26 protein-coding genes are annotated in these 26,075 nt (G+C 66.1%); 12 read left to right on the forward strand and 14 right to left on the reverse strand.

Features of this window, described 5'->3' with window-relative positions; translation table 11 throughout:
• Positions 1–66: 66 nt before the first annotated feature.
• From MUG98_RS23445 to MUG98_RS23470, 6 genes are all read right to left on the reverse strand, one after another.
• Positions 67–3,243 (reverse strand): FAD-binding and (Fe-S)-binding domain-containing protein, encoded by a 3,177-nt coding sequence (locus MUG98_RS23445; RefSeq protein ID WP_265109813.1) that lies wholly within the window; start codon positions 3,241–3,243, stop codon positions 67–69.
• Positions 3,244–4,040: 797 nt separating this feature from the next.
• Positions 4,041–4,805, reverse strand: coding sequence for an enoyl-CoA hydratase/isomerase family protein (locus MUG98_RS23450; RefSeq protein WP_265109814.1), 765 nt, complete (start codon positions 4,803–4,805; stop codon positions 4,041–4,043).
• A gap of 123 nt (positions 4,806–4,928) precedes the next feature.
• On the reverse strand, positions 4,929–5,387 hold the full coding sequence (locus MUG98_RS23455) for a MaoC/PaaZ C-terminal domain-containing protein (protein ID WP_265109815.1): 459 nt from the start codon (positions 5,385–5,387) through the stop codon (positions 4,929–4,931).
• Positions 5,388–5,675: 288 nt separating this feature from the next.
• On the reverse strand, positions 5,676–6,962 hold the full coding sequence (gene paaK / locus MUG98_RS23460) for a phenylacetate--CoA ligase PaaK (protein WP_265109816.1): 1,287 nt from the start codon (positions 6,960–6,962) through the stop codon (positions 5,676–5,678).
• A 230-nt stretch (positions 6,963–7,192) separates the two neighbouring features.
• Positions 7,193–7,789, reverse strand: a complete 597-nt coding sequence (locus MUG98_RS23465) for a GNAT family N-acetyltransferase (RefSeq protein WP_265109817.1) — start codon at positions 7,787–7,789, stop codon at positions 7,193–7,195.
• Between the two features lie 131 nt (positions 7,790–7,920).
• Positions 7,921–8,316, reverse strand: a complete 396-nt coding sequence (locus MUG98_RS23470) for a universal stress protein (protein WP_265109818.1) — start codon at positions 8,314–8,316, stop codon at positions 7,921–7,923.
• Between the two features lie 304 nt (positions 8,317–8,620).
• Between MUG98_RS23470 and MUG98_RS23475 the strand changes: the two genes are divergently transcribed.
• The 4 genes from MUG98_RS23475 to MUG98_RS23490 are packed head-to-tail and all read left to right on the forward strand — an operon-like array spanning position 8,621 to position 13,415.
• Positions 8,621–9,886 carry an ABC transporter substrate-binding protein gene (locus tag MUG98_RS23475; RefSeq protein WP_265109819.1) on the forward strand — a complete coding sequence of 422 codons (1,266 nt, stop codon included), beginning with the start codon at positions 8,621–8,623 and terminating at the stop codon, positions 9,884–9,886.
• 30 nt (positions 9,887–9,916) lie between these two features.
• Complete coding sequence (locus tag MUG98_RS23480) at positions 9,917–11,896, forward strand: ABC transporter permease (protein WP_265109820.1); 1,980 nt, start codon at positions 9,917–9,919, stop codon at positions 11,894–11,896.
• A complete protein-coding gene (locus tag MUG98_RS23485) occupies positions 11,896–12,696 on the forward strand; it encodes an ABC transporter ATP-binding protein (RefSeq protein WP_265109821.1) in 801 nt (266 codons plus the stop codon). Before MUG98_RS23480 ends, MUG98_RS23485 begins: the two co-directional genes overlap by 1 nt.
• Positions 12,693–13,415 carry an ABC transporter ATP-binding protein gene (locus MUG98_RS23490; protein ID WP_265109822.1) on the forward strand — a complete coding sequence of 241 codons (723 nt, stop codon included), beginning with the start codon at positions 12,693–12,695 and terminating at the stop codon, positions 13,413–13,415. Before MUG98_RS23485 ends, MUG98_RS23490 begins: the two co-directional genes overlap by 4 nt.
• A 119-nt stretch (positions 13,416–13,534) precedes the next feature.
• On the opposite strand, the gene paaI is transcribed toward MUG98_RS23490, so the two are convergent.
• Together paaI and MUG98_RS23500 are read right to left on the reverse strand one after the other, a co-directional pair.
• Complete coding sequence (gene paaI, locus MUG98_RS23495; protein WP_265109823.1) at positions 13,535–13,927, reverse strand: hydroxyphenylacetyl-CoA thioesterase PaaI; 393 nt, start codon at positions 13,925–13,927, stop codon at positions 13,535–13,537.
• Positions 13,928–14,005: 78 nt separating this feature from the next.
• Positions 14,006–14,650 carry a helix-turn-helix domain-containing protein gene (locus MUG98_RS23500; RefSeq protein ID WP_265109824.1) on the reverse strand — a complete coding sequence of 215 codons (645 nt, stop codon included), beginning with the start codon at positions 14,648–14,650 and terminating at the stop codon, positions 14,006–14,008.
• A 100-nt stretch (positions 14,651–14,750) separates the two neighbouring features.
• On the opposite strand from MUG98_RS23500, the gene paaA reads away from it, so the two are divergent.
• The 7 genes from paaA to MUG98_RS23535 all read left to right on the forward strand — a co-directional run bounded on the left by paaA (position 14,751) and on the right by MUG98_RS23535 (position 19,411).
• Positions 14,751–15,692: a 1,2-phenylacetyl-CoA epoxidase subunit PaaA gene (paaA, locus tag MUG98_RS23505; protein WP_265109825.1), complete on the forward strand. Its 942-nt coding sequence runs from the start codon at positions 14,751–14,753 to the stop codon at positions 15,690–15,692.
• A 2-nt stretch (positions 15,693–15,694) separates the two neighbouring features.
• The gene (paaB, locus tag MUG98_RS23510) at positions 15,695–16,012 is read left to right on the forward strand and encodes a 1,2-phenylacetyl-CoA epoxidase subunit PaaB (RefSeq protein ID WP_265109826.1); all 318 of its coding nucleotides are present in this window, start codon (positions 15,695–15,697) and stop codon (positions 16,010–16,012) included.
• Complete coding sequence (paaC, locus tag MUG98_RS23515) at positions 16,012–16,881, forward strand: 1,2-phenylacetyl-CoA epoxidase subunit PaaC (protein WP_265109827.1); 870 nt, start codon at positions 16,012–16,014, stop codon at positions 16,879–16,881. The genes paaB and paaC overlap by 1 nt, the downstream gene beginning before the upstream one ends.
• Positions 16,878–17,327, forward strand: a complete 450-nt coding sequence (paaD, locus tag MUG98_RS23520) for a 1,2-phenylacetyl-CoA epoxidase subunit PaaD (RefSeq protein WP_265109828.1) — start codon at positions 16,878–16,880, stop codon at positions 17,325–17,327. The genes paaC and paaD overlap by 4 nt, the downstream gene beginning before the upstream one ends.
• A complete protein-coding gene (paaE, locus tag MUG98_RS23525) occupies positions 17,324–17,494 on the forward strand; it encodes a 1,2-phenylacetyl-CoA epoxidase subunit PaaE (protein WP_265109829.1) in 171 nt (56 codons plus the stop codon). Before paaD ends, paaE begins: the two co-directional genes overlap by 4 nt.
• Positions 17,495–17,599: 105 nt before the next feature.
• Positions 17,600–18,883 (forward strand): phenylacetate--CoA ligase PaaK, encoded by a 1,284-nt coding sequence (gene paaK / locus MUG98_RS23530; protein WP_265109830.1) that lies wholly within the window; start codon positions 17,600–17,602, stop codon positions 18,881–18,883.
• A gap of 96 nt (positions 18,884–18,979) precedes the next feature.
• Positions 18,980–19,411 (forward strand): PaaI family thioesterase, encoded by a 432-nt coding sequence (locus MUG98_RS23535; protein ID WP_265109831.1) that lies wholly within the window; start codon positions 18,980–18,982, stop codon positions 19,409–19,411.
• A 44-nt stretch (positions 19,412–19,455) separates the two neighbouring features.
• Here the strand turns inward: MUG98_RS23535 and MUG98_RS23540 are convergent, their stop codons facing one another.
• The 6 genes from MUG98_RS23540 to MUG98_RS23565 form a co-directional block, all read right to left on the reverse strand.
• Positions 19,456–20,076, reverse strand: coding sequence for a class I SAM-dependent methyltransferase (locus MUG98_RS23540; protein WP_265109832.1), 621 nt, complete (start codon positions 20,074–20,076; stop codon positions 19,456–19,458).
• Positions 20,077–20,164: 88 nt separating this feature from the next.
• On the reverse strand, positions 20,165–21,172 hold the full coding sequence (locus MUG98_RS23545; protein WP_265109833.1) for an LLM class flavin-dependent oxidoreductase: 1,008 nt from the start codon (positions 21,170–21,172) through the stop codon (positions 20,165–20,167).
• Positions 21,173–21,251: 79 nt separating this feature from the next.
• Entirely contained in the window at positions 21,252–22,526 is a 1,275-nt protein-coding gene (locus tag MUG98_RS23550; protein ID WP_265109834.1) for a M24 family metallopeptidase, read from the reverse strand.
• An 84-nt stretch (positions 22,527–22,610) separates the two neighbouring features.
• Positions 22,611–23,579: an NAD-dependent epimerase/dehydratase family protein gene (locus tag MUG98_RS23555; RefSeq protein ID WP_265109835.1), complete on the reverse strand. Its 969-nt coding sequence runs from the start codon at positions 23,577–23,579 to the stop codon at positions 22,611–22,613.
• A 69-nt stretch (positions 23,580–23,648) separates the two neighbouring features.
• Positions 23,649–25,346, reverse strand: a complete 1,698-nt coding sequence (locus MUG98_RS23560; protein ID WP_265109836.1) for a thiamine pyrophosphate-binding protein — start codon at positions 25,344–25,346, stop codon at positions 23,649–23,651.
• Complete coding sequence (locus MUG98_RS23565; protein ID WP_265109837.1) at positions 25,343–25,465, reverse strand: hypothetical protein; 123 nt, start codon at positions 25,463–25,465, stop codon at positions 25,343–25,345. Before MUG98_RS23565 ends, MUG98_RS23560 begins: the two co-directional genes overlap by 4 nt.
• A gap of 118 nt (positions 25,466–25,583) precedes the next feature.
• Between MUG98_RS23565 and MUG98_RS23570 the strand changes: the two genes are divergently transcribed.
• Positions 25,584–26,051 (forward strand): VOC family protein, encoded by a 468-nt coding sequence (locus MUG98_RS23570; protein WP_265109838.1) that lies wholly within the window; start codon positions 25,584–25,586, stop codon positions 26,049–26,051.
• Positions 26,052–26,075: the final 24 nt, after the last annotated feature.

Consider the following 26,075-nt stretch of genomic DNA (forward strand, 5'->3'; position numbering starts at 1 on the left):
CCCGATCGAGCGAGGTCCGACCGACGATCGGCGCTCACTCGAGCGAGCGTCGCGACTCGGCCGGCATCACTCGATCGCCGCGTCGACGAGTTCGATCGGCGTGGGCGGCTCCTTGGCCGCTCCGGGGCGGTTCTCGAGTTGCGTCCGGCAGGACGCGCCGGGGGCGACGACCCGCTCGCCGTCGCTGTCGTCCACCTGGTCGTAGAGAATCCCGGCGATCGCGTCGCTCATCGAGGCGTGTTCGGTCTCGTAGCCGAAGCTCCCGGCCATCCCGCAACAGCCCGAATCGAGCGGATCGACCGCGTAGCCGGCCCGCCGGAGGACGCCGACGGCGTGGTGGTCCTTCCGGGTCGCCTTCTGGTGGCAGTGGCCGTGGTAGGTCAGGCCCGGCCCGCTCTCGGGGTCGCGGGCGAACGCGATCGATTCGTCCAGGCGGAACGCGTCGAGATACTCGCAGACGCCGTAGGTCGCGTTCGCGACCCGATCGACGGCCTCGCCGGTGAGCAGGTCGCGATAGTCCGACTGGAACATGACCGCGTCGGAGGGTTCGATCACGACCACGTCCCGGCCGTTCTCGACGAGCGGGTCGAGCACCCGGACGTTCTCCCGGGCGGTCTCGCGTGCCGTCTCGAGGAACCCCTTCGAGAACGCCGGACGGCCGGTGTCGCCGAGTTCGTCGGGGACCGTCACGTGGACGTTCGCCGCCTCGAGCACGCGGACGGCCGCTTTTCCCGCTTCGGGGTGGCTGTAGTTGGTGTAGGTGTCGGGATACAGAACGACCCGGCGATCGGCTTCGTCGGGATCGACTTGTGCGCCGCCGCGGTACTCGAACCAGTCCCGGAACGTGGTCGCGTAGAACGTCGGTAGCGGACGATCCGAGGCGATGCCGACGGTCGCGTCGAGCAGCGTGCGAGCGCCCGGGAGTTTCGGGAGGACGTTCGAGAGCGGCGCGAGTTGGGATCCCCACCTCGAGAGGGTCGCGACGTTGGCGAAGAGTCGATCGCGCAGCGTCGACCCGTTGCGCTGGTGGTACTCGTGGGTCACTTCGGCCTTGAGCTTCGCCATGTCGACCTCGCTCGGACAGTCGATGGCACAGCCCTTGCAGCCGATACACAGCCCCATCACCTCCTCGATAAACTCGTCGGAGAACGCCTCGTCTGGATCCAGGTCGCCGCTCATCGCCTGCCGGAGTGCGTTCGCCCGGCCGCGGGTGGCCGTGATCTCCTCGCGACTCGCGCGGAAGGTCGGACACATCACGCCGCCGGTCGTCGACTGCTCGCCCCGGCAGCCGCCACAGCCGTGACAGAGTTCGACCATCCCCTGCATCCCGTTGTCGTTGTCCCACTCGAGTTCGGGTTCGAAACCGGTCTCGAACTCGTAGTCGGGATCGAACCGCAGGTGCTCGCGTAGGTCCGTGGGATCGTCATCCCGGAAGACGACCTGTCCGGGGTTCAGGAGCCAGTCGGGGTCGAACGCCGACTTGAGGTCCTGGAAGGTCTCCCAGAGCCGATCGCCGTACAGCTTCCGGTTCCACTGGGTACGAGCGCGGCCGTCGCCGTGTTCCCCGGAGACCGAGCCCCCGAGTTCGACGACGAGGTCGGTCACATCGTCCGCGATGCCGTGCAGTTGCTCGAGGCCAACGTCCGTCTTCGTGTTGACGAGCGGCCGGACGTGGAGGACGCCGGGGCCGGCGTGGGCGTAGAAGCTCGCGTAGGTGCCGTGTTCCTCGAGAATTTCTTCGAACCGCTCGACGAACTCCGGGAGTTTTGCGGGCGGGATCGCCGTATCCTCGATGAACGAGATGTGCTTCTCGTCGGTCGTTCGCGAGAGCAGGATCGGGAGCCCGGACTTGCGGAGTTTCCAGAGTTTGGCGCGCTCGTCCTTCTCGTAGGCTTCGAGCGCGTCGATCGCCAGCCGCTCGGCATCGTCTTCGCGCGGGCGCTGTCCGTGCGAATGGTCAGAGGGACTTCGTCCCTCGCTACTCGCCGACGCGGTTGCGGCGGGCGCACCCTCGGGAGTGACGGCCGGACAGCGATCGGCCAGCAGGCCGGCGACCTGGTCGCGGCCGTGGTCGCCGTCGTCGGCGTAGAACTCCACGAGGAGGACGGCGTTCGTCCCCTCGGGAAGCATCCCGGTGACGGGGCCGAACTCCGCGGTATCGCGTGCGAGGTCGATCAACACGTCGTCTAGCACTTCGACCGCCGCGGGGTCGTGTTCGAGGATCGGTTCGACGTCTTCCATCGCCTCGTGGAGGTCCCGGTAACAGAGCAGCGACACGGCCTTGGTCTCGGGAATCGGTTCGAGCGACACCGTGGCCTCGGTGACGATCGCGAGCGTCCCCTCGCTGCCCGCGAGGAGCCGTGCGAGGTTGACCGTGCCCGGCTCACCGCCGGCTTCGGCACCGCCTTCGGTTCGCGACGACTCCGCCGTCGCGCTCTCCTCGCCGCCCGGCAACGCCGCGCCACGGGCCTCCGCGACGAGCCGATCGAGGTTGTATCCCGACACGTTTCGCTTGAGATCGGGGTAGGTCTCCGCGATGACGTCGGCGTCCTCTTCGAGAATCCGTTCGACTTCGGCGTAGATCCGGCCTTCGAGGTCGCCGTCCGGATCGGCCCGTTCGGCGATTTCGTCGAGCGTGACCGCGCCGAACGTCGTCACCGTGCCGTCGGCGAGCACGGCCTCGACTTCCTCGACGTAGGCGTCGGTCTTGCCGTACACGAGCGAGTGCGACCCGGTCGAGTTGTTCCCGATCGCGCCGCCGATCGCGCTCTTGTCGCCCCAGGCGGGGTCGGGCGCGAACTTGAGATCGTGCGGGACGAGGGCCTCGTTCAGCGTCCCGAGGATCGTCCCCGGCTGGACCGTCGCCGTTCGAGCGTCGGGATCGATCGAGCGGATCTCGTTCATGTGTCGCGTGAAATCGAGTACGACGGCCCGATTGACCGTCTGACCGGCGAGACTCGTCCCGCCACCCCGCGGGAGAACCGGAAGCCCCCGGGCGGCGCAGTACTCGACGATCCCGACGACGTCGGCCGTCGACTCGGGGAAGGCGACCGCGATCGGGGTCACCTCGTAGGCGCTCGCGTCCGTCGCGTACAGTTCGCGCGAGTAGGTGTCGGCACGCACGGTGCACTCGACGAGCTCCGCCAGGTCCGCGACGAGCGCCGGCCGATCGACGCCCTCGCTCCGGTAGTCGTAGTTCGCACGCCGGTCGGCAGCCGGGTCAGCGCTCCGCTCCGTGGCCATACCTGAACCTTTCCGCTGAACGGCTTAAACGGTCGGCATTGTCGACGGGCCGGTCCGCGACACCCGAAACTGTCCGTTCGCCGGCACCGGCTTCCGAGCGATCGGTCGGAGAACGAGACTCGATGAGCGCGATCGACCGGGCGGCGGCTCTCGGATCGCCCGATCGGCACGTGGCGATTCGGCAGCGAGGGGGAGTGATCGAGGGGCAGCGAGGGGGAGTGATCGAGGTGAAAAGTGGCCCCGTCGTTTTTCCCACGTGCGCCCCCGGGGCCGCCGTCCGGATCCCCGGACGGTACCTGTCCGTAGGCGACGACTCCATACGAACTGAGCGCCTAACTGGTTGGGTTCGGACGCCGTCCCTCGCTCACCCCCGATCGCTCTCGAAAAAGCGAGCGGCGATCAGCGACAAATAGCTAACCAGAAAATTATACCTGTGTATACGATATGTTCGAACAGTGTTCGATATCGACGATCCCTATCGATTCGGTCGAAATAGGTGGCTGTATGCTTCAACACTGGTCATCTGGGATGGAGTTCCTCGATCGTCTCTGGACTTGACCGATGAGATTGCTGCCGCCGAAAACACGATCCTGGGCGACTATTTCGGAATTCTATCGATATCGGCTGAATTCGAAGACCGATCGCGAAAAATACCATCCTACTGATCATTTGGGCCACTAGTTCGATAGCTATTATCTCTCGGATCGACGGCTCCGCCGGCCACGATGGCTCGTGAGCGCGGTCTCCCGTTCGGTACGATCGCTGCGGGCGGTCGGCACGCCCGCTCTCCGGTCGCGTCACTCGAACGTCGGGGATCGACCCTCGAGAAACGCCTCGACGCCCGTTTCGTGGGCGTCCGTTCCGTACGCGAGCGACTGGAGGTGCGCTTCGCGCTCGAGTCCGTCCCGCCACGATCGCCCGAGATTGTCGTGGATCGCCCGCTTTGCGAGCCCGATGTTCTCCGTCGGCTGCGCCGCGAGCGTCTCGAGGAGGTCGTCGACGCGGTCGTCGAGTTCGTCGTCGGGAACCGTTTCGTTGACGATGCCCAGCCGTTCGGCTTCCGCGGCGTCGACGAGTCGGCCGGTGAACGCGAGTTCCTTCGCCTCCCGCAACCCGACGAGTCGCGGCAGCGTCACCGTTCCACCCAGGTCGGGAACGAGCCCGACGTTGACGAACGACGCACCGAACCGGGCCGATTCGCCGGCGTAGGCGAAGTCCGCGGCGGCGACGAGCGAGAGCCCCGCGCCGACGGCGTCGCCGTCGACGCTCGCCACGATCGGGACGGGACTCCGCAGCGCCCATTCCGCGACGCGGCCGAGCGTGGTGCGGACGCGATCGTACGCTTCCTTCGGCGTCTCCTCGCGCTCGGCCATCGCCTCGATGTCGCCGCCGGCGCTGAACGCCTCGCCCTCTCCCGCGAGGACGACGGCGTCGAGTTCGGTCGGATCGAGATCGGCGAGCGCGTCCGCGAGTTCGCGCGCGACTTCCGCGGTGAACGCGTTTCGAACGTCGGGTCGATCGAACGTGAGGTACCGGACGGCGTCCGCGTCGTGGACGTGCATGCGGTACCGTGCGTCGGCGGTCGACTTCAACGTCCGTGTGGTCACCCGATCGGCCGTGCGGTCGAGCGCGATCGGTACCGCCCGTATCCGTCGATCCAGGTTCGCCGCCGATCGGCGGTCAGATCACTCCTTGCGATGAATGAGGAACTTCATGTCGCCCTGGAAGACGACGGTGCCGTCCTGGTTGGTCATTTCGGTGTCGAGGACGACGATTCCGGCGTCGTCGTGATCGACGTCGTTCTTCTCGCTGACGACCATCTCGAGCGAGATCGTATCTCCGATGTAGACGGGGTTCGGAATGTCCATGTAGTTCATTCCGAGGAAGGCGTAGGCCGTGCGCTCGACGATTCCCGATCGGTAGACGAAGCCCGTCGCGTGGACGAACGTCATCGGGCCGTGGGCGATTCGGCCGTCGAACGGGCCGTCCTCGGCGTACTCCTTGTTGGTGTGTAACTCCGTCCAGTCGCCGGCCAGCGCCGAGTGCATGACGAAGTCGGTCTCCGTGACGGTGCGACCGACGCTCTGGAACTCCTGGCCCTCTTCGAAGTCCTCGAAGTAATGCGGCTCGTAACTGTATGCCATATGTAGACATCCTAACCACCATACAAATAGTTTACCTCGAATACGTCAACGGGACACGCATCGTGCGATTGATACCGGAACGACCCTCGTGACCGCCCCCGTTCGCGATCGGGTTCACCGACGGGGCGTTCGTCACGGTCTCCGCTATCGAGAGCCGACCCGGTAGCGAGAGGGCGACGGGCGTCGCTCACCGACGGCGTCCGTCGTCTTCAGTCCCGCGGCGGTCGGTGGGACGATCGACGCGCCGTCGAGGCCGGCGCGATCGACGTCGGTAGCCGGTCGCGGCCGCTACCGGTGATCGTAGACACGCTTGACCTTCCCCACCTCGGTCCGTTCGATGCTGCCCGGTTCGGCGATGATCAGGTCGTCCGGCGTGAACGAGAGGACGTTCTCGAGTCGGGTGAGCACGCGGTCGTGCAACTCCGTCTCGTCGACGGCGACGTCCGGTTCGCGCTCGATCGACAGTTCGAGGCGATCCAGATTGTCCTCCCGATAGAGGTCGATCCGGTAGTACGGCGCCACCTCGTCGAACTCGAGGACGACCTCTTCGATCTGGCTGGGGTAGAGGTTGACGCCGCGGACGATGAGGAGGTCGTCGGCACGACCGGTGACGTTGTCCATGCGAACCATGGTGCGCCCGCACTCGCACTCGTCGGACGTGAGCGTGGTGAGGTCGCCGGTGCGATACCGGATGGCCGGTAAGGCCTCTTTCGTCAGCGTCGTCAACACGAGTTCGCCCTCCTCGCCCTCGGGGAGCACCTCGCCCGTCTGGGGATCGATCACCTCGGGGTAGAAGTGATCCTCCCAGATGTGCAACCCGTCCTGGGCCTCGTGACACTCGTTTGAGACGCCAGGGCCGATGATCTCCGAGAGGCCGTAGATGTCGATCCCGGTCGCGTCGAGTCGGTCTTCGATCTCCTCGCGCATCGGGTCGGTACAGGGTTCGGCACCGAAGATAACCGTCGAGACCGGCAGTTCCGACGGGTCGATCCCCATCTCGTCGGCCGTCTCGGCGAGGTACAACGAGTACGAGGGCGTACACGCGATCGCGTCGCTCTCCAGGTCCTGCAGCAACTCGACCTGCCGCTGAGTCTGGCCGCCGCCGATCGGGATGACCGTCGCCCCGAGTTCTTCGATCCCGTAGTGGAGGCCGAGGCCACCCGTGAACAGGCCGTAGCCGTAGCCGTTCTGGACCGTATCTCCCGGTTCGACGCCGGACGCGACGAGACTCCGGGCGACGACCTCGCTCCACACGTCGAGGTCGTCCTCGGTGTAGGCGACGATCTTGGGTTTGCCGGTCGTGCCGGAAGAGGCGTGAATGCGGAGAACGTCGTCGTCGTCGACGGCGAAGAGGCCGTCGGGGTACTCGTCGCGGAAGTCGGCTTTCGTGGTGAACGGTACCTTCTGGAGGTCGTCGACCGTCCGAATGTCCTCCGGCGCGACGCCCGCTTCGTCGAACGCGTCCCGGTAGTACTCGACGTTCTCGTAGGCGTTGCGGACCGTCTCGCGGAGCCGTTCGTTTTGCAGCTCCCGAATCTCTTCCCGCGGTGCCGTCTCGATCTGCGTATAACTCATCCTCGTCCACCAATCTTCCGTGCCCCGACAAAAATCATGTGGTGTGTACACACTCATCTGTAGATGGAAAATTTGTGGGTCTCGATCGGCTCTCTCGACGATCGAGGTCGGACGAGCGCCGTCACGTTCGGCCGACTGTCGTAACCCGACTGCGAGAGTCCGACTCGGAACGGTGTGACGGACTCGCCGTCCCTTCTGGACCTTCCGGAAGTCGATCCCGTCGCGTACGATCAGCGGTTCGCCGGTCGCTCCGCCGGCGGTAACTGCACCGTCTCGACGATCGGTTCGTCGAACGAGAGGCGCATCCGGAGGTCGTTCCCGCTCCGATCGACCGTCTCGAACCCCATCCGACGGTAGACGTGCACTGCCCGCTCGTTCGCGGCGTCGACGTCGAGCACGAGCGCGTCGTGTCCGGCGTCGGCGGCGAAGGCGATCACGTGTCGGCAGAGTTCGGTCCCGATGCCGCGGTCGTGGAACGCCGGATCGACGAAGACGACGAACTGGGGTTCCACGCTCGAGCACGGCGAGTAGGCCGCGTGGCCGACGACCGTCCCGTCGTGAGCGGCAACGACGTTAAAGCCGCGCTCGATCAGGCGATCGAGCCACTCCGCGATGCGATCGCGGCCGACGGGCGGAATCCCCATCGATCGGTGGGCCTCGGGATAGTCGACGTACATCGAGACGAGCGCCTCGAAGCGAGCGGACTCGAAAGGCTCGACCAGAATCGGTTCGCCGTGTTTGTCGACGAATCGGGGGCAGCGAGGGGGACAGCCCGCCGTTCCGTCACAGTTCGAGGGGTCCCAGGCGGAGCAGGTATCGGTCGGCATCGGCGGTCACGGGTGTGAGTTGGACGCACACGCCCATCACTCTCGTCCCGTTTATGTACGCCCTTTTTATAGGATAGCGTCGAGCGGCGGGATGAGTCACCGTCGCGGCACGGGCGACTCGTCGCCACGGATCACCCTTCGGGACTGACGGTCATCACGGGCATATCGGTTCCGAGGATGACCGACTGCGTGACGCTGCCGAAGATGACCTTCCCAGTCGGCGTTCGTTTCCGTCCCGACAGACAGATCATGTCCGCGTCCGTCTCGTCGGCCGCGGTGATCAGTTCGCGTGCCGGTTCCCCGCTCGCCTCGTAGTACTCGTAGTCGACGCCGCGCTCGTCGAAGGACGCTGCTACGTGTCGGACGCCGTCGAGTTGCTGGACCGATCGTCCCTCGGGGTTCTCCTGAAAGACGTGCGCGAGTATCGCCGTAATCTCGTCGGTCGCACCCGGCATGGTCTCGATCGCCGACGCCTGTGCGGTCGCCCGGTCCACGTCGGTGTCGAGTCCGACCAGTATCCGGTACATATCACGCTACTCGTTCGCGGAATGCATAACGATCGGGCGCTATTTATACGGGTTTTATACTATCGGGGGACGTCGTCGATGCGCCGGATGACCGCCCTCCCCGCAGAGTACGGCCGAGTTCGGAGCCGTCTGCGGGGGGTCCCGTGACGGGTAGGGTCCCCGGTCGTCCGGCATCGTTCCGAACTGGTCGAGCGCGCCTCGGACGATCGAGAGTCCGAACTCGGAGAGTTTTGCCGGCAGTTTGTATATAAAACCACGATAAATGGTGGTCGATTTTTATAGGTTATTATGATCTACTGAACGTATGACCCGAGGTGGCAGGGGCCATGGGCGGAGACGTGACGTTCTCAAAGCAATAACTGCGGGGACTGTCGCCGGACTGACCGGATTGGCCGGTTGTGTTGGCGATCCTGAAGAAGCATCCGACGAAGACGACGAGGAGTTCGACACGGTCCAGTTCGGCGTCCTCGAACCGTTCACGGGCGAGTTCAGTGACCTCGCCGAAGAGCGACATCAGGGGACCGAACTCGCGATCCAGCAGGTCAACGAGAGCGACGAGTACGACTTCGAAATCGAGTACAGCGAGTACGACACGCAACTCGACCCGGCGACGGCGACACAGCGAGCCCAGGAGGCGGTCCAGTCCGACGAGGCGCAGTTCATCACCGGCTGTATCTCGAGTTCCGTCGCGCTCGCGATCAACGATTTCGCGCTCGAGAACGAGGTAGTCTACACGCCGGGGGCGGCAGACGTCTCGATCACGGGGAGCAACTGCAACGAGTACGTGTTCCGGTTCGAGACGAACACCGCACAGATCGCCGAAGTGATGGCCCAGTGGACCACCGACGAATTCGGCGATCGGATCTTCTACCACATCGCGGACTACGCCTACGGCGAGTCGGTCCTGAACGAAGTCGAGACGCGGATGGAGTCGATCAGCGACTCCTACGAACAGGTCGACGTGACCCGATCGGACCCGGGGTCGACCGACTTCGAGGCGTTCATCAGCCAAATCGCGAGCGCGAGCGACGACGCCGACGCGCTCGTCGTGGGGATGACCGGTGCCGACCTCGCGATTTTCCTCTCGCAGGCCAGCGAGCGCGGGCTACAGGACGAGATTCCGATCGTGACGACGACGGGGTCGTTCCGCGCCATCCGCGCCGGTGCCGGCGCGGGTGCGTACAACACCTACAGCGGGGTCCGATACGTTCCGAGCATCGAGACCGGTGACAACCAGGCGTTCGTCGAGGCGTACGAATCGGAGTACGACGCCGTCCCGGACAACTTCTCGCGCGTCGGCTACGAGTCGATCCGGATGGTCGCGAACGGGATCCGCGAGGCCGGATCGCGCGATCCGACGACGGTCGCGGAAACGCTCTCGGGACTGGAACACGACACGATCTTCGGCCCGAACGAGTTCCGGGAGTGCGACCAACAGGCGCTGAACCCGGTCTGGATGGGCGAGTGCGTCGAACCGGACGACGGCGACATCGCGGACGTCGAACTCCTGACGGACCTGTCCGGGGAAGACGCAGCGCCCGACTGCGAGGAGATCGACTGTGACCTGTAACGGGTGCGTGCCAGGCGCTTCCAGATAACCATGGTCGGAGAACTCCTCCAGATTCTGTTCGACGGGCTGACGATCGGCGTCGTCTACGTGTTGCTCGCCGCCGGACTGTCGGTCATCTTCGGCGTCATGCACGTCATCAACTTCGCCCACGGAGAACTGTTCGCGCTCGGGGCGTACTTCGCGCTCGCACTGGTCGCGCCGTTCGGGGCGGCCGGCTTCTTCGTCGCGTTGCTCGTCGCCCCGCTGCTGGTCGGCGTCGTCGGCGTCGCGATCGAACGCTACACGGTGCGACCGCTGTACGGTCGGAATCCCCTCTATCACATCCTGCTCACGTTCGGCCTGGTGCTGGTGATAAACGACCTGATATACCTCGTCTGGGGGACGGGAAGCACCAGCCTCGCCGTGCCGGCGGTGCTCTCGGGATCGATCGACGTCCTCGGGCTCAACACCAGCGTCTACAACACGTTCATCATCGTCTTCGGGAGCGTCATGGCGCTGGCCGTCTGGGCGGTCCTCGAACACACGAAGTACGGGCTGATCATCCGGGCCGGGTCCCAGGACCGGCAAATGGTTCGCAACCTCGGGATCGACATCGATCGGTACTACTCGCTCGTCTTCGGCGGGGGCGCGGCGCTCGCCGCCGTCGCGGGTATCATCCTCGGCGGCTACCAGACGGTCAACCCGGGGATGGGGATGTCGATCATCATTCCGGCGTTCGTAATCGTCGTCCTCGGCGGCCTCGGCAGCTTCAGGGGCGCCGTCGTCGGCGGTCTCCTCGTCGGGATCATCCAGACGTTCCTGCGTACCTACGTCCCGTTCTTCGAGGGACTGGTGATCTTCCTGCTGATGATCGTCGTCCTCCTCTTTCGACCCCGCGGGCTGTTCGGGGTCGAATTCGAAGAGGAGAGCGGCGGCGACCTCCTCACCGGCTCCGATGGCGGGATCCTCGACCCGCGGACCCGGACCCGACTCGGACTCGCGATGGTCGGCGTGCTCGCGGTGGTCCCCCTCGGGGCGGGGACGCTGTACTCGTCGTACGCGGTCACGTTCGTGATCGAGGTCATGATCTGGGCGCTGTTCGCGCTCAGCCTGGACTTCGTGATGGGCTACACGGGACTGGTTTCGCTCGGCCACGCGCTGTTCTACGGGCTCGGGGCCTACGCGGTCGCGATCGCCTTGCTCTACGTGAGCGGTTCCGCGATCGTCGCGATCGCTTTCGCGATCGTCGTCTCCGCGGCGATCGCCTGGTTCGTCGGCTACCTCTCGATCCGCGTCTCCGGGGTCTACTTCGCCATGATCACGCTCGCCTTCGCCGAGTTGTTCTACAACGCCCTGTACCGGGACCCGCGCGGGCTGACCGGCGGTTCGGAGGGCCAGTTCGGGCTCTCGACGTACTACGGGATCGCCGGGATGGGAGTCTCGCTCGACGACGTCGCGATTTTCCTCGGCCCCGTCGCGCTGACCGGCCAGTCGCTGTTTTACTACATCGCGCTCGCGAGTCTGGTCGCCGCGTTCCTGCTCACCCGGCGGATGCTCGAGTCGCCGTTCGGGTCGGTGCTCAAGTCCATCCGCGAGAACGAGCAGCGAGCGACGTTCATCGGCTACGAGACGACCGTCTACAAGCGGCGCGCGTTCGTGATCAGCGGCGCGCTGGCGGGCGTGGCCGGCGGGCTCTTCACCCTCAACGCGGGGTACGCGACGCCGTCGTTCGCCTACTGGCTCCACTCCGGCGAAGTGATCGTGATGGTCATCCTCGGGGGCCTGGGAACGCTCTACGGACCGATCGTCGGTTCGGCGGTGTTCTTCGGTCTCGAAGGGGTACTCACGGACTTTACCAGCAGGTGGCGGCTGGTGCTCGGGACGATCTTCGTCCTGTTCGTCATCTTCCTCCCGCGCGGACTGGTGTCGCTCCCGGCCCAGGTCGCCCCGTACGTGACGGGCGGGTCCGGTCCCGGCCCGGACGCCGCGGAGCCCACGCCGGACGAACCGAGCGTCAGAGGTGACGACTGATGGCTACGGAACCGACCACATCCACACGACGCAATACCGACGAACCGATCCTCCGGACGGAGAACCTCGTCAAGAAGTTCGGCCAGTTCACGGCGACCGATCGGATCGACCTGACGGTGCCGCGAGGCGAGTTTCGGAGCATCATCGGCCCGAACGGCGCCGGCAAGACCACGCTGTTCAACCTCGTCACGGGCGCACTGCCCGTCACCGACGGGTCGATCTACTTCGACGGCGAGGAGATCACCTCCCTGTCGCCCTCGCAGCGAGTGCGCCGCGGGATCGGCCGATCGTTCCAGATATCGAACGTCTTCGGTGGGCTCACCGTGCGCGAAAACGTCAGGCTCGCCGCCCAGTCGATCGGGCGCGACCAGTACAACGTCGCCGAATCGCTGTTCAAACCGACCGATCGGTACGACGAGATGAACGATCGGACCGATCGGATCCTCGACCGGATCGGCCTCGCCGACGTCGCCGACGAAACGGCGGACGCGCTCGCCTACGGGGACAAGCGACGACTCGAGATCGGGGTCGTGCTCGCGACCGACCCCGATCTCGTCCTGTTCGACGAACCGACCGCCGGCATGAGCGTCGAGGAGACCCAGGAGACGATCGACCTGATCGAGGAGGTGCTGGTCGACCAGACGCTGTTGCTCATCGAGCACGACATCGAACTCGTCATGGAACTCTCCGATCGCATCACCGTGTTGAACCGCGGGCAGGTCCTCGCGGAGGGGACGCCCGACGAGATCGCCGAGAATCAGGACGTTCAGGACGCCTATCTCGGGGGGATGCTCGAATGAGTGACGATCCGCTGCTCTCGGTCGATCGGGTCGACTCGGGCTACGGCGAGACGCAAGTGCTCCGGGACCTGTCGCTGTCGGTCGACGAGGGCGAGATCGTCTCGCTGGTCGGTCGAAACGGCGCGGGGAAGACGACGACGCTGCGGACCATCATGGGAATCCTCGCCCCGACGAGCGGGCGAGTCACGTACCGTGGGGAGGACATCTCGACGCTCGACGCGACGACGACGGCACAGCGGGGGCTCGCACTCGTGCCGGAGGAGCGACGGATCTTCCCGGAGCTCTCGGTCAGGGAGAACCTGGAACTCGCCGACCACGGCGGGGCCCCCGACGCCGATTCGCTGTCGGTCGACGAGGCGCTCGAGACGTTCGAGAACCTGCAGACGCGCGCGGGCAACCCCGGGTCGTCGCTGTCGGGCGGCGAACAGCAGATGCTCGCGATCGCTCGCGCCCTCGTCGGCGGTGCCGAGCTCGTCCTGCTCGACGAACCGACCGAAGGGCTCGCGCCCTACATCGTCCAGGACGTGATGGACATCGTCGCCGACCTCAACGATCGGGGAATCACCGTCCTGCTCGTCGAACAGAACGTCCACGTCTGTCTCGAACTCGCCGATCGGAACTACGTGATCAACCAGGGCGAGATCGTCTACGAGGGAACCGCCTCGGACCTCCGGGCGAACGACGACGTCCTCGACAGGTACCTCGGCGTCACCGCGTGAGCGAGGCTGGCCCGAAGTCTGTACGATCGAGTCGATTCCGCCGGATTTTCGAGCGATCGAGACACCACCATCGTGGCGTCCGGACGATCGTTCTCGTCGCTCACACACTCACGCGTCGCTCACGGGTTGTACACGCGGCCGCGAAACGTCGCGACGCGATCGTCGTCCTCGTCGGTGACGACGACCTCGAACTCTGCGGTGCGCCCACCGTCGTGGGTTTCTTCGGCCGTCGCGGTGAGGACGGTCCCGACCTCGACGGCTTCGAGGTACGAGATGTTCGTCTCGAGGGCGACCGCGGTCTCCCCGTCCGCGTTCGAGGCGGCGGCGAACGCGGCGTCGGCGAGCGAGTAGATTGCGCCGCCGTGGGGCGTCCCGTGGAAGTTCGTCAGGTCGTCGGTGATCTCGAGTCGCGTCCGTGCGACTCCCGGTTTGAGGTCGACGAGGTCGATCCCGAGCGTCTCGCAGTAGGGGTCGCTCTCGATGTGGTTGCGGATGGCCTCGGTATCCGTCATACCATACCACACCGATTTCCGCGGAAATGTATCTAGTGGATCCGGAACTCGATCGGAACCTCGCCGGTGGAGCCGAACCTACCGGAAGATCTGCCGAAACAGCGCCGCTTCGCCGCGGCGGAGTCGCTCGAGAAACGCGGACTTGCTGATCCCGAGTTCGTCGGCGACGACTTCGGAGGACGTCTCGCGGGGAATCGCGAAGTATCCCATCTCGAGGGCCGTGCGGATGCACTCCTCCTGGGCCGGCGTGAGATTCCACCGCTGACTGGGGGACTCCTTCGCTTCGGACTGGAGTGGATAGACCCGCTCGAGTTTGACGCCGACGGTGTCGCCGGCCGCCTCCATGACGCCCTTGAGAACGTCTCGACCGACGACCGCGCCGAAGATCATCGCCGCGCCATCCCGGTATCGCAGCGTCTCGACGATGAGTCCCCCGTCGATCAGTCGGTGGACGACGCAGGGATGTTTCGACAGGCACCGATACCGGTTCCGTCCGTCGGTCTTCGAGACGTGCAGGTACGAGATCCGCTCGTCGTCGTCGAGGGCCTGGGTCAACCGATCGCTCGTCGGCGAACTGAACTGCAGGAGATCGTAGCCGTCGCTGCGCCGCTGTGGCGGTTGCGCGCTGACCTCGACGTCGACGGAACTCGCCTGTGTCGCCTCCGCAAGCGGACAATCGTCGTTTTCGACGCGAAATTCGACCGCGAGACATTCGTCGATCATCCGGATCGTCTACACACGTTTACTTCGGCGTAGTATTTAAAACCTCGTTATATGGCGGTCAATTTCTAAGGGTCTATCCATCGTTCATTCTAGTGAAACGATGGACCTCGACACAGTGAAAGACCGGGCGGGGCCGCGGGAGTTTAGCCCCGCCGACGACCTCCCCGAGGAGTACCGGAAGGCGGCGACGCGGATGATCGAATTCCACGCGAACAGCGAGATCATGGGCGCGTACCTGGAGCGGCCGTTCATCCGCCAGGCCCCGAGCATCGATCGGAAGCTGGCCTTTTCGGCGAAGGTACAGGACGAAATCGGTCACGGACAGTTGCTCTATCGCGCCGCCGAATCGCTCGGCGTCAAGACCCGCGAGGAGATGCTGGACGACCTCGCCAACGGCGACGGGAAGTTCCTCAACTGCTTTCACTACCCGATGGAGAAGTGGCCCGAGACGGCGATGATCGCGTTCTTCGTCGACGGTGCGGCGATGCGTCGGCAGGCCACGCTCCGGCGGACGAGTTGGGAACCGTACGCCCACGCGATGGACAAGGTGTGTTTCGAGGAAGGGTTCCACGTCAAACACGGCGAGGACATCCTCGCGACGCTGATGAGCGGCTCGCGGAAAGAACAGGAACAGACCCAGGAGGCCTTCGAGACGTGGTGGCCCCGCATCATCCAGTTCTTCGGGCCGACCGACGATCAGAGCACGCACCACGACTTCGCGGCCTCCGTGGGGCTGAAACAGAAGTCCAACGACGAACTCCGGACCGCCTTCCTCAACCAGTACATCCCCAAGGCGGAGAAGTACGGCCTCGAGATCCCGGACGAGCCCCGCATCCGCAAGAACGACGAGGGCGATTACGAGGTCGTCGAGAGCGACCTCGACTGGGACGAGTTCTTCACGATCGCGAAGAACGAGTACGACCCCGGACTCGGCCAGATCAACGGCCGCAAGGCCGCACAGGAGGCCGTCCAGTGGGTCCGCGACACGATCGAAACCGACAGTACAGCCGCCGGCGGCCACGCGCCGCAGGCGGCCGACTGACCATGATCTGGGAAGTGTTCCGCCAGGAGAAGACCGGGGGGTACCACACCCACTGTGGCAACGTCCACGCGCCCGATCGGGAGATGGCGAAGCAGTTCGCCGCCATCCAGCACGGCCGCCGCAAGCCCACCAACAGCCTCTGGGTCGTTCCGAGGGACGAGATCGGCGAGATCGACGCCGAGGACGTCGCCTTCGGCGGGACGATCGACAAGAGCTACCGCTGGGCGACGGCGTACAACACGACCGGGCAGGACGCCCGCGAGGTCGTCGAATCGGAGGACGAACAGGCGACGGCCGAAAAACAGCGGGGTGACGACTGATGTCGACGACGCTTGACGATCCCACGGACCTCGACGAGCGCGAACGAACCGCGCTCGAAACCCTGCTAAAGCGACTGGGCGACGACGAGTTCGTACTCGCCGAACGCTACACGGAGTGGCAGGTTCGCGCGCCGAGCCTCGAGTCCGACCTCGCGCTGGCGAACAACGCGCAGGACGAACTCGGCCACGCCCGCCTGTGGTACGACGTGCTCGCGGACCTCGGCTTCGAGGAGCGCGATCTGGTGTACGAGCGCGACCCCGAGGACTTCCGGCACAGCACGCTCGTCGAACTCCCGTTCGAGGAGGGCGACTGGGCCGACGCCGTCCTCCGATCGTACCTCTACGACGTCGCCGAGGACCTCCGGCTCGAGGCGCTGGAGGACTCGTCGCACCCGAAGATCGCCGATCGGGTTGGCAAGATCCGCAGCGAGGAGGAGTACCACCGCGAGCACGCCCAGAACTGGCTCGACCGCCTCGCCGACGGCGAGGAGGGCCACGAGCGCCTGCAGGACGCGCTCGATCGGCTGTTCCCGCACGCGTTGACGCTCTTCGAGCCAGTGGATCCTGATATCGAGGCGGACATCGTCGACCTCGGCCTTCGCGACGCGACCCTCGAGGAACTGGGTGAGGAGTGGCTGTCGATCGTCGTCCCGTACCTCGAGTCCCTGGATCTCGTCGTTCCCGCGAGCGGCCAGCGGGACGCCGACGACGAGTTCGAGTTCGCGGTCACCCGCGAGATGCTCCCCGAGGCGCGCGGCCGGGACGGCTCCCACACCGACGCGTGGTTCGACCTCTACGACGAGTTCACCCACACGTACCGCGACCTCGGGCGAAGCGACACGACGAAAATCATGGACGAACCAGAATGAGCGGCGAGATTCCGGACCCGGGCGCGAAATCGAGCTTCTCCCCCGCCCCGGACGCCGAGGCGACGCCCTGCGCGTACACCGACTACCGAAAGGGTGAGGCGGCCGACGACCTCCCGGCGACGGGCGACGACGCGACCGGCGTCGAGGCCGACGTGTGGGACGTCCTCTACGAGATCGAGGACCCCGAGATGCCGATCAGCATCGTCGACCTCGGGCTGATCTACGGCGTCACGGTCGCGGACGGCGTCGCGACGGTCGACATGACGCTCACCTACTCGGGCTGTCCGGCCCGGGACATGCTCACGGAGCAGGTCGAGGAGGCGGTCGCCGCCGTCGACGGCATCGAGGAGGCGGCGTTGCGACTCGTCTGGAGTCCGGAGTGGACCGTCGAGATGGTGACCGAACGGGGCAAAGACGACCTGCGAGAGTTCGGCCTGAGCATATGAGACGAACGTCAGATCCGAGCGTCACGACGGGCGGCGACGATGCCGGCGCCGAGTGCCCGTACTGCGGCTCGACCGACACCGTCCGCGAGCACCCGAAAGGGCCGTCGCTCTGCCGGTCGATGCACTACTGCAACGGCTGCGAGCAGCCGTTCGAGAAGTTCGAGTAGGACCGGTCGGGACGGGAGTCGCGTCCCCGCCTACCTGTCCCGATCGGTGACTGCCAGTCGAACGAAGAATTTTGGTCCTCGAAAGCGAGAATGCAAACTGAACACATGGCAGGGATTAGCCAGCACACCTCCCGCGAGGAACTGCGGGAGTTGCAGTCGAAGCGACTCCGAGATACAGTCGAACACGCCCACGAGAACGTGCCGTTCTATCGCGAACGGCTGGACGAGGCCGGCGTCTCGCCGGCGGATATCGACGGCGTCGACGACATCGAGACGGTACCGTTCACCACGAAGGCCGACTTCCGCGACGAGTACCCCGACGGCCTCTTCGCCGTCGGCGACGACGACGTTCTCCGCATCCACGCCTCTTCCGGCACGACCGGCAAACCCAAGATCGTCGCCTACACCGAGGACGACCTCGACCTGTGGAACGCGGTGATGGCCCGATCGATGGACGCCGCGGGCATCGGGCCGGCCGATACGGTCCAGAACGCCTACGGCTACGGCCTGTTCACGGGCGGCCTCGGCTTTCACGGCGGTGCCGAGGAACTCGGGGCGACGGTCGTCCCGACGAGCAGCGGCAACACCCAGCGGCAGGTCGAACTCGCTCGCGACCTGGAGAGCGACGCGATCGCGTGTACGCCCTCGTACGCGCTCTACTTCGCCGAGACGGCCGACGAGATGGGCGTCGATCCGCGCGACCTGTCCATCTCCACGGTGCTGTACGGGGCCGAACCCTGCACGGAACCGATGCGCGAGGAGATCGAAGACCGACTCGACGCGACCGGGATCGAGAACTACGGCCTCTCGGAACTGATCGGCCCCGGCGTCGCCGCCGAGTGCCGCGAGGCCCAGGACGGCATGCACATCTGGGAGGATCACTTCTACCCCGAGGTGATCGATCCCCAGACGGGCGAGGCGCTCCCCGAGGGCGAGGAGGGCGAACTCGTGTTGACGTCGTTGACGAAGGAGGCGGTCCCCGTCCTGCGATACCGGACCGGCGACCTCACCACGCTCACGTCCGACGAGTGCGAGTGCGGGCGCACCATGGTTCGCATGGACAGCGTCACCGGCCGCGCCGACGACCTCCTCATCGTCCGCGGCGTCAACCTCTACCCCAGCCAGATCGAGGACGTCGTCCTCGAGTTCGACCCGATCGCGCCGCAGTATCGGATCGACCTCTATCGGGAGGGGACCCTCGATCGACTCGAACTGACGATCGAACTGGTCGACGGATTCGACGGCGAGACGGCCGCCCTCCGCGAGGCGGTGCTCGATCGGCTGGAGAACACCCTCTCGTTCAGGCCGGACGCCCTCGACCTGGTCGAGTACGGGACGATCGAACGGACGGAGGTCGGGAAGGTCAAGCGCGTGTACGATCATCGCTAACCCGCCGACGCGGATCGATCGTCGTCCTGGATCGTACCGCGACAGCCCCTCGGAGGATCTCCCACTTTTATTACCAGTCGCGTGCGATCGTCGTGTATGGACGCCGAAGCCTTCTTCGAGGGGATGCCGTTCGCGTCCCTGCTGGGTATCGAGGTAACCGAGTGCGCCGACGGCCACGCCGAAGGGCACCTCGAGATGACCGAAGACCTCTCGTGGAACGAGGAGCAGTTGATGGCCCACGGGGGCGTCACCTTCACCCTCGCGGACACCGTCGGCGGCGCGGCGCTCGTCTCGATCGTCGACCAGCCCGTGCCGACGATCGACATGCGGATCGACTACCTGTCGGCGGGCACAGGCGACCTCTACGCGGAAGCCGACGTCGTCCGCTGCGGGAGCGACGTCGGGACCGTCGACGTGGAGGTGTACGCCGCGGACGAGGACGGCGAGACTCCGCTGGAGTCTCGGGAAGACGGCGAAGCCGTCGGTACCCTCATCGCGGACGCACGCGGCGTGTACAAAACCGGCTAGAGAGCGCCGTTCGACCGTCTCGATTCCTGGGAGAACGGAACGGGTTACGCGTCCGGCCGGGCTGCGAAGAAGACCCACCGTTCGCCTTCGACGAGGACGTCGCGGACTTCCCACTCGGCCTCGATAGTGAAGCCGGCGTCACGCATTCTGGCTCGTGTGGCCGCTGCGCCCGCGATGTCCCACTGCATCTCGGCACCGCTTCCGAGCCAGTCGGAATTGGTCCCGGTCCACTCCCCGTTCCCCTCGGAGACGAGCACCCGCCCGTCCGGGCGGACGACGCGTGCGAACTCGTCGAGTACCGTCCGATGCTCGTCCACGGGGACGTGTATGAGGGAGTGAAACGCCGTAACGACGTCGAACGTGTCGTCATCCACCGGCAGTTCCGTCATGTCTCCCTGGACGAGCGACGCGTCGGGAGCGTTCGAGGCGGCACCGTCGAGTTGCGCCCGCGAAAAATCGACGCCAACGATCGTCGCCTCGTCACCGACCTGCTGGAGTGCCGGCGTTCCCTGCCCGCAGCCGACGTCGAGTATCCGAACCGACGAGGAACGCGGTTCGAGAAACGCTTCGAGTAGTCGCGCCTCTTGCTCGGTCGGTGATCGTTCGTCGGCCCACACGTCGGCCACACCGTCGTAGCCACGACGCACCACGTTCCTTTCTACCATCCGTGCGGTCACCGTACCAGCTACTCCGGCAAGATAGTTCCGGAGGCAACCCAGCGGGTCCTGCTGAGCCCCGCGTTGCCGGCTGTACTCAACGGAGGCTCGGGGCGACTTCGTCGCCGAGACGGTGGACGCAGTCGACCATCTCCTCGGTGCCGACGCCGGGGTGATAGGTCCGGAAGATGAAGTGGACGTCGTCGCCGAGCGCCTCGCGGTACTCCTGTAGCTCTTCGACTACCTGTTCCGGCGTGCCGAAGATCGCCTGGTCTTTCAGTTCCCGCTTCCGTTCGGGGTCGAGTTCCTCGACCGACTCGCCAGAGAAGATCTCGGCGTATCGGCGCTGGATGTAGAAGTAGCCGCCTTTCATCGTCTCCCAGGCCCCCTCGCGGGAGTCGCCGACCCAGCCGTGCTGGAGGACGTAGATCGTGAACTCGTCGTCGAGACCCGCCTCCTCGCGAACCGATCGGATGTCCGCGACTCGCTTCCTGACGCCCTCGATCGAGAGCGACGACGGGGCACACCAGGCGTCCGCCGTTCGAGCAGCGCGCCGGACGGCCGGTTTCGCGCCCCCGCCGAGCATGATCGGGACCGATTCACCGGCGGGTTTCGGCGTGATCGAGACGTCCGCCGGCACGTCGTGGAACGCCGACTCGTACGCGAGGTCGCCCGCGCTCCACGCACCCCGGAGGAACGGGACGAGATCCGCGAGCCGATCGGCTCGCTCGTCCCGCGGGACGCCGAAGACGTCGAACTCGCGGGGGTTCGAACCGATCGCGAGCCCGAGCGTGAGCCGTCCGTCTGCGAAGAGGTCGACGGTCGCCGCGTCCTCGGCGAGCCGAATCGGGTCGTACAGCGGCCCGAGGGAGACGCAGCTACCGATCTCGAGGGCGTCGGTCTCGGCGGCCATCGCGCCGAGCGCCGGCATCGTTCCCGAGAGGTAGCCGTCCTCGGCGAAGTGGTGTTCCGACACCCACGCGCTGTCGAGCCCCGCGGCCTCGATTTCGCGGGTCAGCGTCAGGATCTCGTCGTACAGTTCGCTCGGCTCTCGATCGTCGTCCGGCCGCTGCTGGGCCGTGAACAGGCCGGTCCCGAGTTTCATACGACTGTCATCGATCGTGAGCGTCTTAATTGTTGGTGAGCGGGCGACCGATCGGTCGTGGCGGGTTCGGGACGGGCCGTCAGTGATCGATGACGGTGATCTCCTCGACCGGCCACTGGCTCAGGATCTCGACGCCGTTCTCGCGGACGACGACCATCTCCTCGACGCGGACGCCCTGCCGACCGGCGGGCTCCTGGGTCTCGACGGCCATCGTCATTCCCTCCTCGATCTCGATCGGGTGGTCCGGCGAGAGGCCGCGCCAGATCAGCGGCACCTCGTACAGCTGGAGTCCGAGGCCGTGAGCCCAGTGGTTTGTCGTCAGCTGCCAGTGTTCGTCGGCGTCGTAGTAGTCGGCGTGCTCGCCTTCCATGTCGGGGAAGCCCTGGGCGATCTCGTCGGTGGTCACGCCGGGTTCGATGCGCTCCAAGACGTCGTAGAGGTTGTCTCGAGCGGTTTCGTAGGCCTCTTTCTGTTCCCGGGTCGGCTCGCCCATGCTGAACGTGCGGTAGTAACACGATCGGTAGCCGAGGTAGCCGATGTTGTAGAAGTCGGCGTAGACGAGATCGCCCGGGCGGATGACTCGATCGGTCGTGTTGGCCTGGTGCTTTGGCCACGTGTTCGGTCCCGACGTGAGGTAACCGCCGCCGACGAACGCGCCGTGGCGCCACAGTTCGCGGACGGCCTCGCCCCACACCTCGGTTTCGCGCATTCCGGGCTTCGCGGCGTCTTTGATCGTCTGGAAGCCGGCCTCGCAGATGGCGGCGACCATCCGCAAGCACTCGATCTCGTCGTCGGTTTTCACCTTCCGGGCGTCCTCCATGATCGCCGTGCAGGTCTCGACGTCGGTCTCGAGTCCCTGGGCCTCGAGCGCCGAGAGCAGGCCCCGGTTGCCGACGTCGACGCCGAGTTTCTCGTCGGCGACGCCGTACTCCGCCATCGCCTCGGCGACGCCCTCGGCCATCGTCGTTCGGAGGAACTGGCGGGCGGAGTCACGTCCGGACGCTCGCGGGACGTTCCCGAGTCCGGGACAGGCGTAGCGGACGTCGTGGAGCCAGGGGCAGTTGAACCGCTGGTTGCTCGCGTGATCGGCGGTGTCCCAGTGGACGACGTCGCCGTTCTCCGTCAGCAGGGTGTAGTGGTCCGCGCCGCTGCCGCCGGTCATCGCCAGCCCCGTCACGTAGCGGATGTTCGGGTCCGACAGCAGCAACACCGCCCCGAGGTCCGTCTCCCGTAGCCGTTCGAGCGCCCGCTCCTTGCGCTCCTCCCGGAGCCGTTGGGTGTCGATTCGTTCTTCCCAGTCGACGGCCTGCGTGCCGCGGGTCCCCTCCATGAAGCGCCGCTCGTAGCCGGTCATGTACGATCGTATCAACCGAGGCGAGCACCATAAATCGTGGCGCTTTCTCGCCCGGAGCGAACCCGATCTGTCGTTCCAGTCGCGTTAGACCGGGTCGAGCCCCTGCTCCTCGCGAAGCACGTTGATGTACTTCCGGAAGCCGGCCTCGAGGTCGTACTGGACCTCGTAGCCCAGATCTTCCTGGGCCTTCGTCATGTCGAGGTTCTGCGTCCAGGGCAGTTCGCCGTCGTCGGAGACGTCGATATCGGCGTCCGGCAGCACGGCCTCGACGGTCTCGGCGGCCTCGCGGACCGTCGCGAGCACGCCGCGGACGTTGTAGACGCGCTGGGTCAACTCGTCTTCCGGCGTGAACGCCGCTTTCCGGAAGGCCTGCGCGATGTCCTCGACGTGTTGCCAGTCGATCGCCTGATCGCCGTACTCGACGCTGTAGGACTCGCCGAGCGCGGGCTTCTCGATGATGTTTGCGAGAAAGGCCGAACCGCCGGTTTCGCGATAGGGGCCGTAGGCGACGGTCGGCCGCAGGGCGACGTGGTCGAGGCCGTAGTCCTCGTGGTAGACCCGCGCCTGGTGCTCGTTGTACTCTTTGGTCGCGCCGTAGAGCGTGTCGGGGTAGACGAGTTCGTCCTCGTCGACCCAGTCGGCGTCGTAGTTCGTCGGCGGGGCGTAGACCGCCGCCGAGGACGCCCACGCGACGCGCTCGACCTGGTCGTCGAGGATGCGGGCCGCCTCGAAGACGTTGTTCGTTCCGAGGACGTTGACGTCGGCCGCCGCCCGGGGGTTCTCGCGGGCGGTCGTCGTCAGCAGCGCGGCGAGGTGGACGATGTGGGTCGCCCCCGTCTCTCCGACCGCGCGGATCACGTCGGTCGCCTCGGAGACGTCGCCCCGGCGCACCGTCACGTCGTCGGCGACGCCGAGTTTCTCGAGGATCTCCGTATCCGTCGAGAGGTCGTAGGCCACGACGTCGTGGCCGTGTTCGAGCAGGTCCTGTACCACGTAGGAACCGATGAAGCCGGTTCCGCCGGTTACCAGTACCGTCGTGTCGGTGTCGTTCATGTCTGGGTGATAGTTCGATCGGTCACGTATAGGTTGGTGTTCGTTCGCACGGCGATGCTCGGGTTCGCATTACTCGTGGAGCCCCCCGACCGACTCGTAGAACGAGGAGGCCAGCGTCTCGGCCATGTCCGCCTCGCGATCGATGCGCACGTCGACGACGTGGGGTACGTCCGCCGCTTTCCCCTCCGCGAGCGCTTCGGCCAGTTCGTCGGGAGCGGTCACGCGTCGGCCGATCGCGCCGAACGCCTCCGCCGCCATCACGAAGTCGGTGTCGTGGAACTCGACGCCGGCGATGTCGCCGTTCTCGCCTTGCATCTGGCGGACCATCCCGAGACTGGTGTCGTTCAGAACGACGAAGGTGGGCGCGACGCCGTACTCGACGGCGGTCTCGACGCTGTTCATCGTCATCGAGAAGCCGCCGTCCCCGGCGACCGCGATCACGTCCTTCTCGGTCGCGAGCGCCGCCGAGACGGCCGCGGGGTTCGCCCACCCCATCCCGCCGACGCCGCCGCTGCCGAAGTAGGTGCGGACGGCCGGCGTCTGGAGGTAGTACAGCAGCCAGAACCGGTTGTTCCCGGAGTCGGCGGTGACGATCGTCTCCTCGTCGACGACGGCCTCGATCTCCTTGGCCGCGCGCTGCGGTTTGATGGGTGCCGAATCGTCCTCGCACTCGGGGGCCGAAAACCAGTCCCGCGCTTCGGCGGCCCGATCGAGCGCCCAGTCGTTCGACGCACCGCCGGCTTCGGTGAGCGCGGCCAGGCTCTCTTTCGCGTCGCCGATCAGCCCGACGTCGGCGGGATAGACCCAGCCGGCGTTCCGGGTGTCGACGTCGGCGTGGACGATCGTCTGCTCGTCGGGTCGGACGAACTCGGGCGCCTGCCAGTTGGTGTCCATCGGGTTCAGCCGACAGCCGACGACGAGCAGCGTGTCGGCCTCGCTGACGACCCTGTTGGCCCCCTCGTGGCCGAACGAGCCGATCACGCCCGCGGCGCGATCGTCGGTCTCGGGGTAGGTCGACTTCCCGAGGTAGGACGTGACGACCGCGCAGTCGTAGGCGTCGGCGACGGCCGCGAGTTCGTCGTACGCCTGCGCGGCGTGGACGCCGTTGCCCGCGACGATAACCGGCCGATCGGCAGCCTCGAGGTGCTCGACGGCCGCCGCGACGTCGGCTGCGGTCGGCGCCGCGTCCCAGGTTCGCGTCTGTTCGACGGCGTCCCACGCGGGCGGCGTCGGATCTCCGGGAACGTCGCCCGTGACTCCGTCCCCGTCGAGGATCACCGCCGTCGGCCCGGGACGACCGGCGACGGCGTGTTTGAACGCGAGCTGGGTCGATCGCAGGGTCTCGATCGGCGTCCGGGGGAACCACCACTCCTTCGTCACGCCGCCCAGGATGTCCGGGAGGCTGAACCCGCCGTAGTCGCCGCGGGCCTGCTGGTAGGGCGCGAGCGTGGAGTACTCGCCGCGCTCCGAGGCCTCCGTGAGCACGACCATCGGCGACGAGGACAGAGCGGCCTCCATCTGTCCGATCAGTCCGAGGCTGCCGATCCAGGGTCCCTGCCCGGTGAGGACGCCGGGGGTGCCGGTGAGTCGGCCGTACGTCTCCGCCATGACGCTCGCCTCGCGTTCGTCGCGGGGCCGGACGAGGTCGACCTCGGAGTCGGGGAGGTGCTCGAGCAGTTCGATCACCCGCCCGCCCGGATAGCCGAAGACGTATTCGACGTCGAGGTCCTCGAGGGTCTCGACGAGTGCTGCGGCCGTGGACGTCATCCCTCGGACGCGACGCGGACGGTTCCTTCGGCGACCATCCGGGGACCGGACCCGGGGTCGACGCCCTCCTCGTGGCTGTACTCCTCGTTCGGGACGAGAGGCGCTGCCGGTTGTATCATGCGTCTGCACTGTTGCCGTCCGCCGACTTTGTTCTATCGGTGGGGTGCGGTCGCTTGACACGTGACGATTGCTACCGGGAACCGGACTATTATGATCGCCGCCAGTCGTTTCCGGTGTATGACCGAGATGCCCGCGACGCGCGTCGACCACGTCGGCATCGCCGTCGAATCGATCGAGAACGCCGAAGCGCTGCTGTTCGCCCTCGGCTGTGAGAAGATCCACGAGGAATCGAGCGAGTACGGCGAGTTTACCTGGGCGACGTACGTCCTCGGCGACGCCTCCCGAATCGAACTGATCGCACCCGACGACGGATCCGAGTCGTTCCTGACCGAATTTCTCGATCGACACGGACCCGGCTTCCACCACGTCACGCTCGAGGTCGCCGACCTCGAGTCGGCGATCGACGCGCTGGAAGTCCGCGGCGTGAGCGTCGTCGACCGCGCGGAGTTCGAACACTGGAGCGAGGCGTTCGTTCCGCCGAGCAATCCGACCGGGGCGTTGTTCCAGTTGATGGAGTATTACGAGGGCTACGCGGCGCATCGTTCGGCCGGCGATCGACTGTTCGTGGGCGGCGAGCCGCTCTGATGGGACCGTGAGCCGATCGGAGCG

Source organism: Halosolutus halophilus (assembly GCF_022869805.1).
GTDB classification, from domain to species: Archaea; Halobacteriota; Halobacteria; order Halobacteriales; family Natrialbaceae; genus Halosolutus; species Halosolutus halophilus.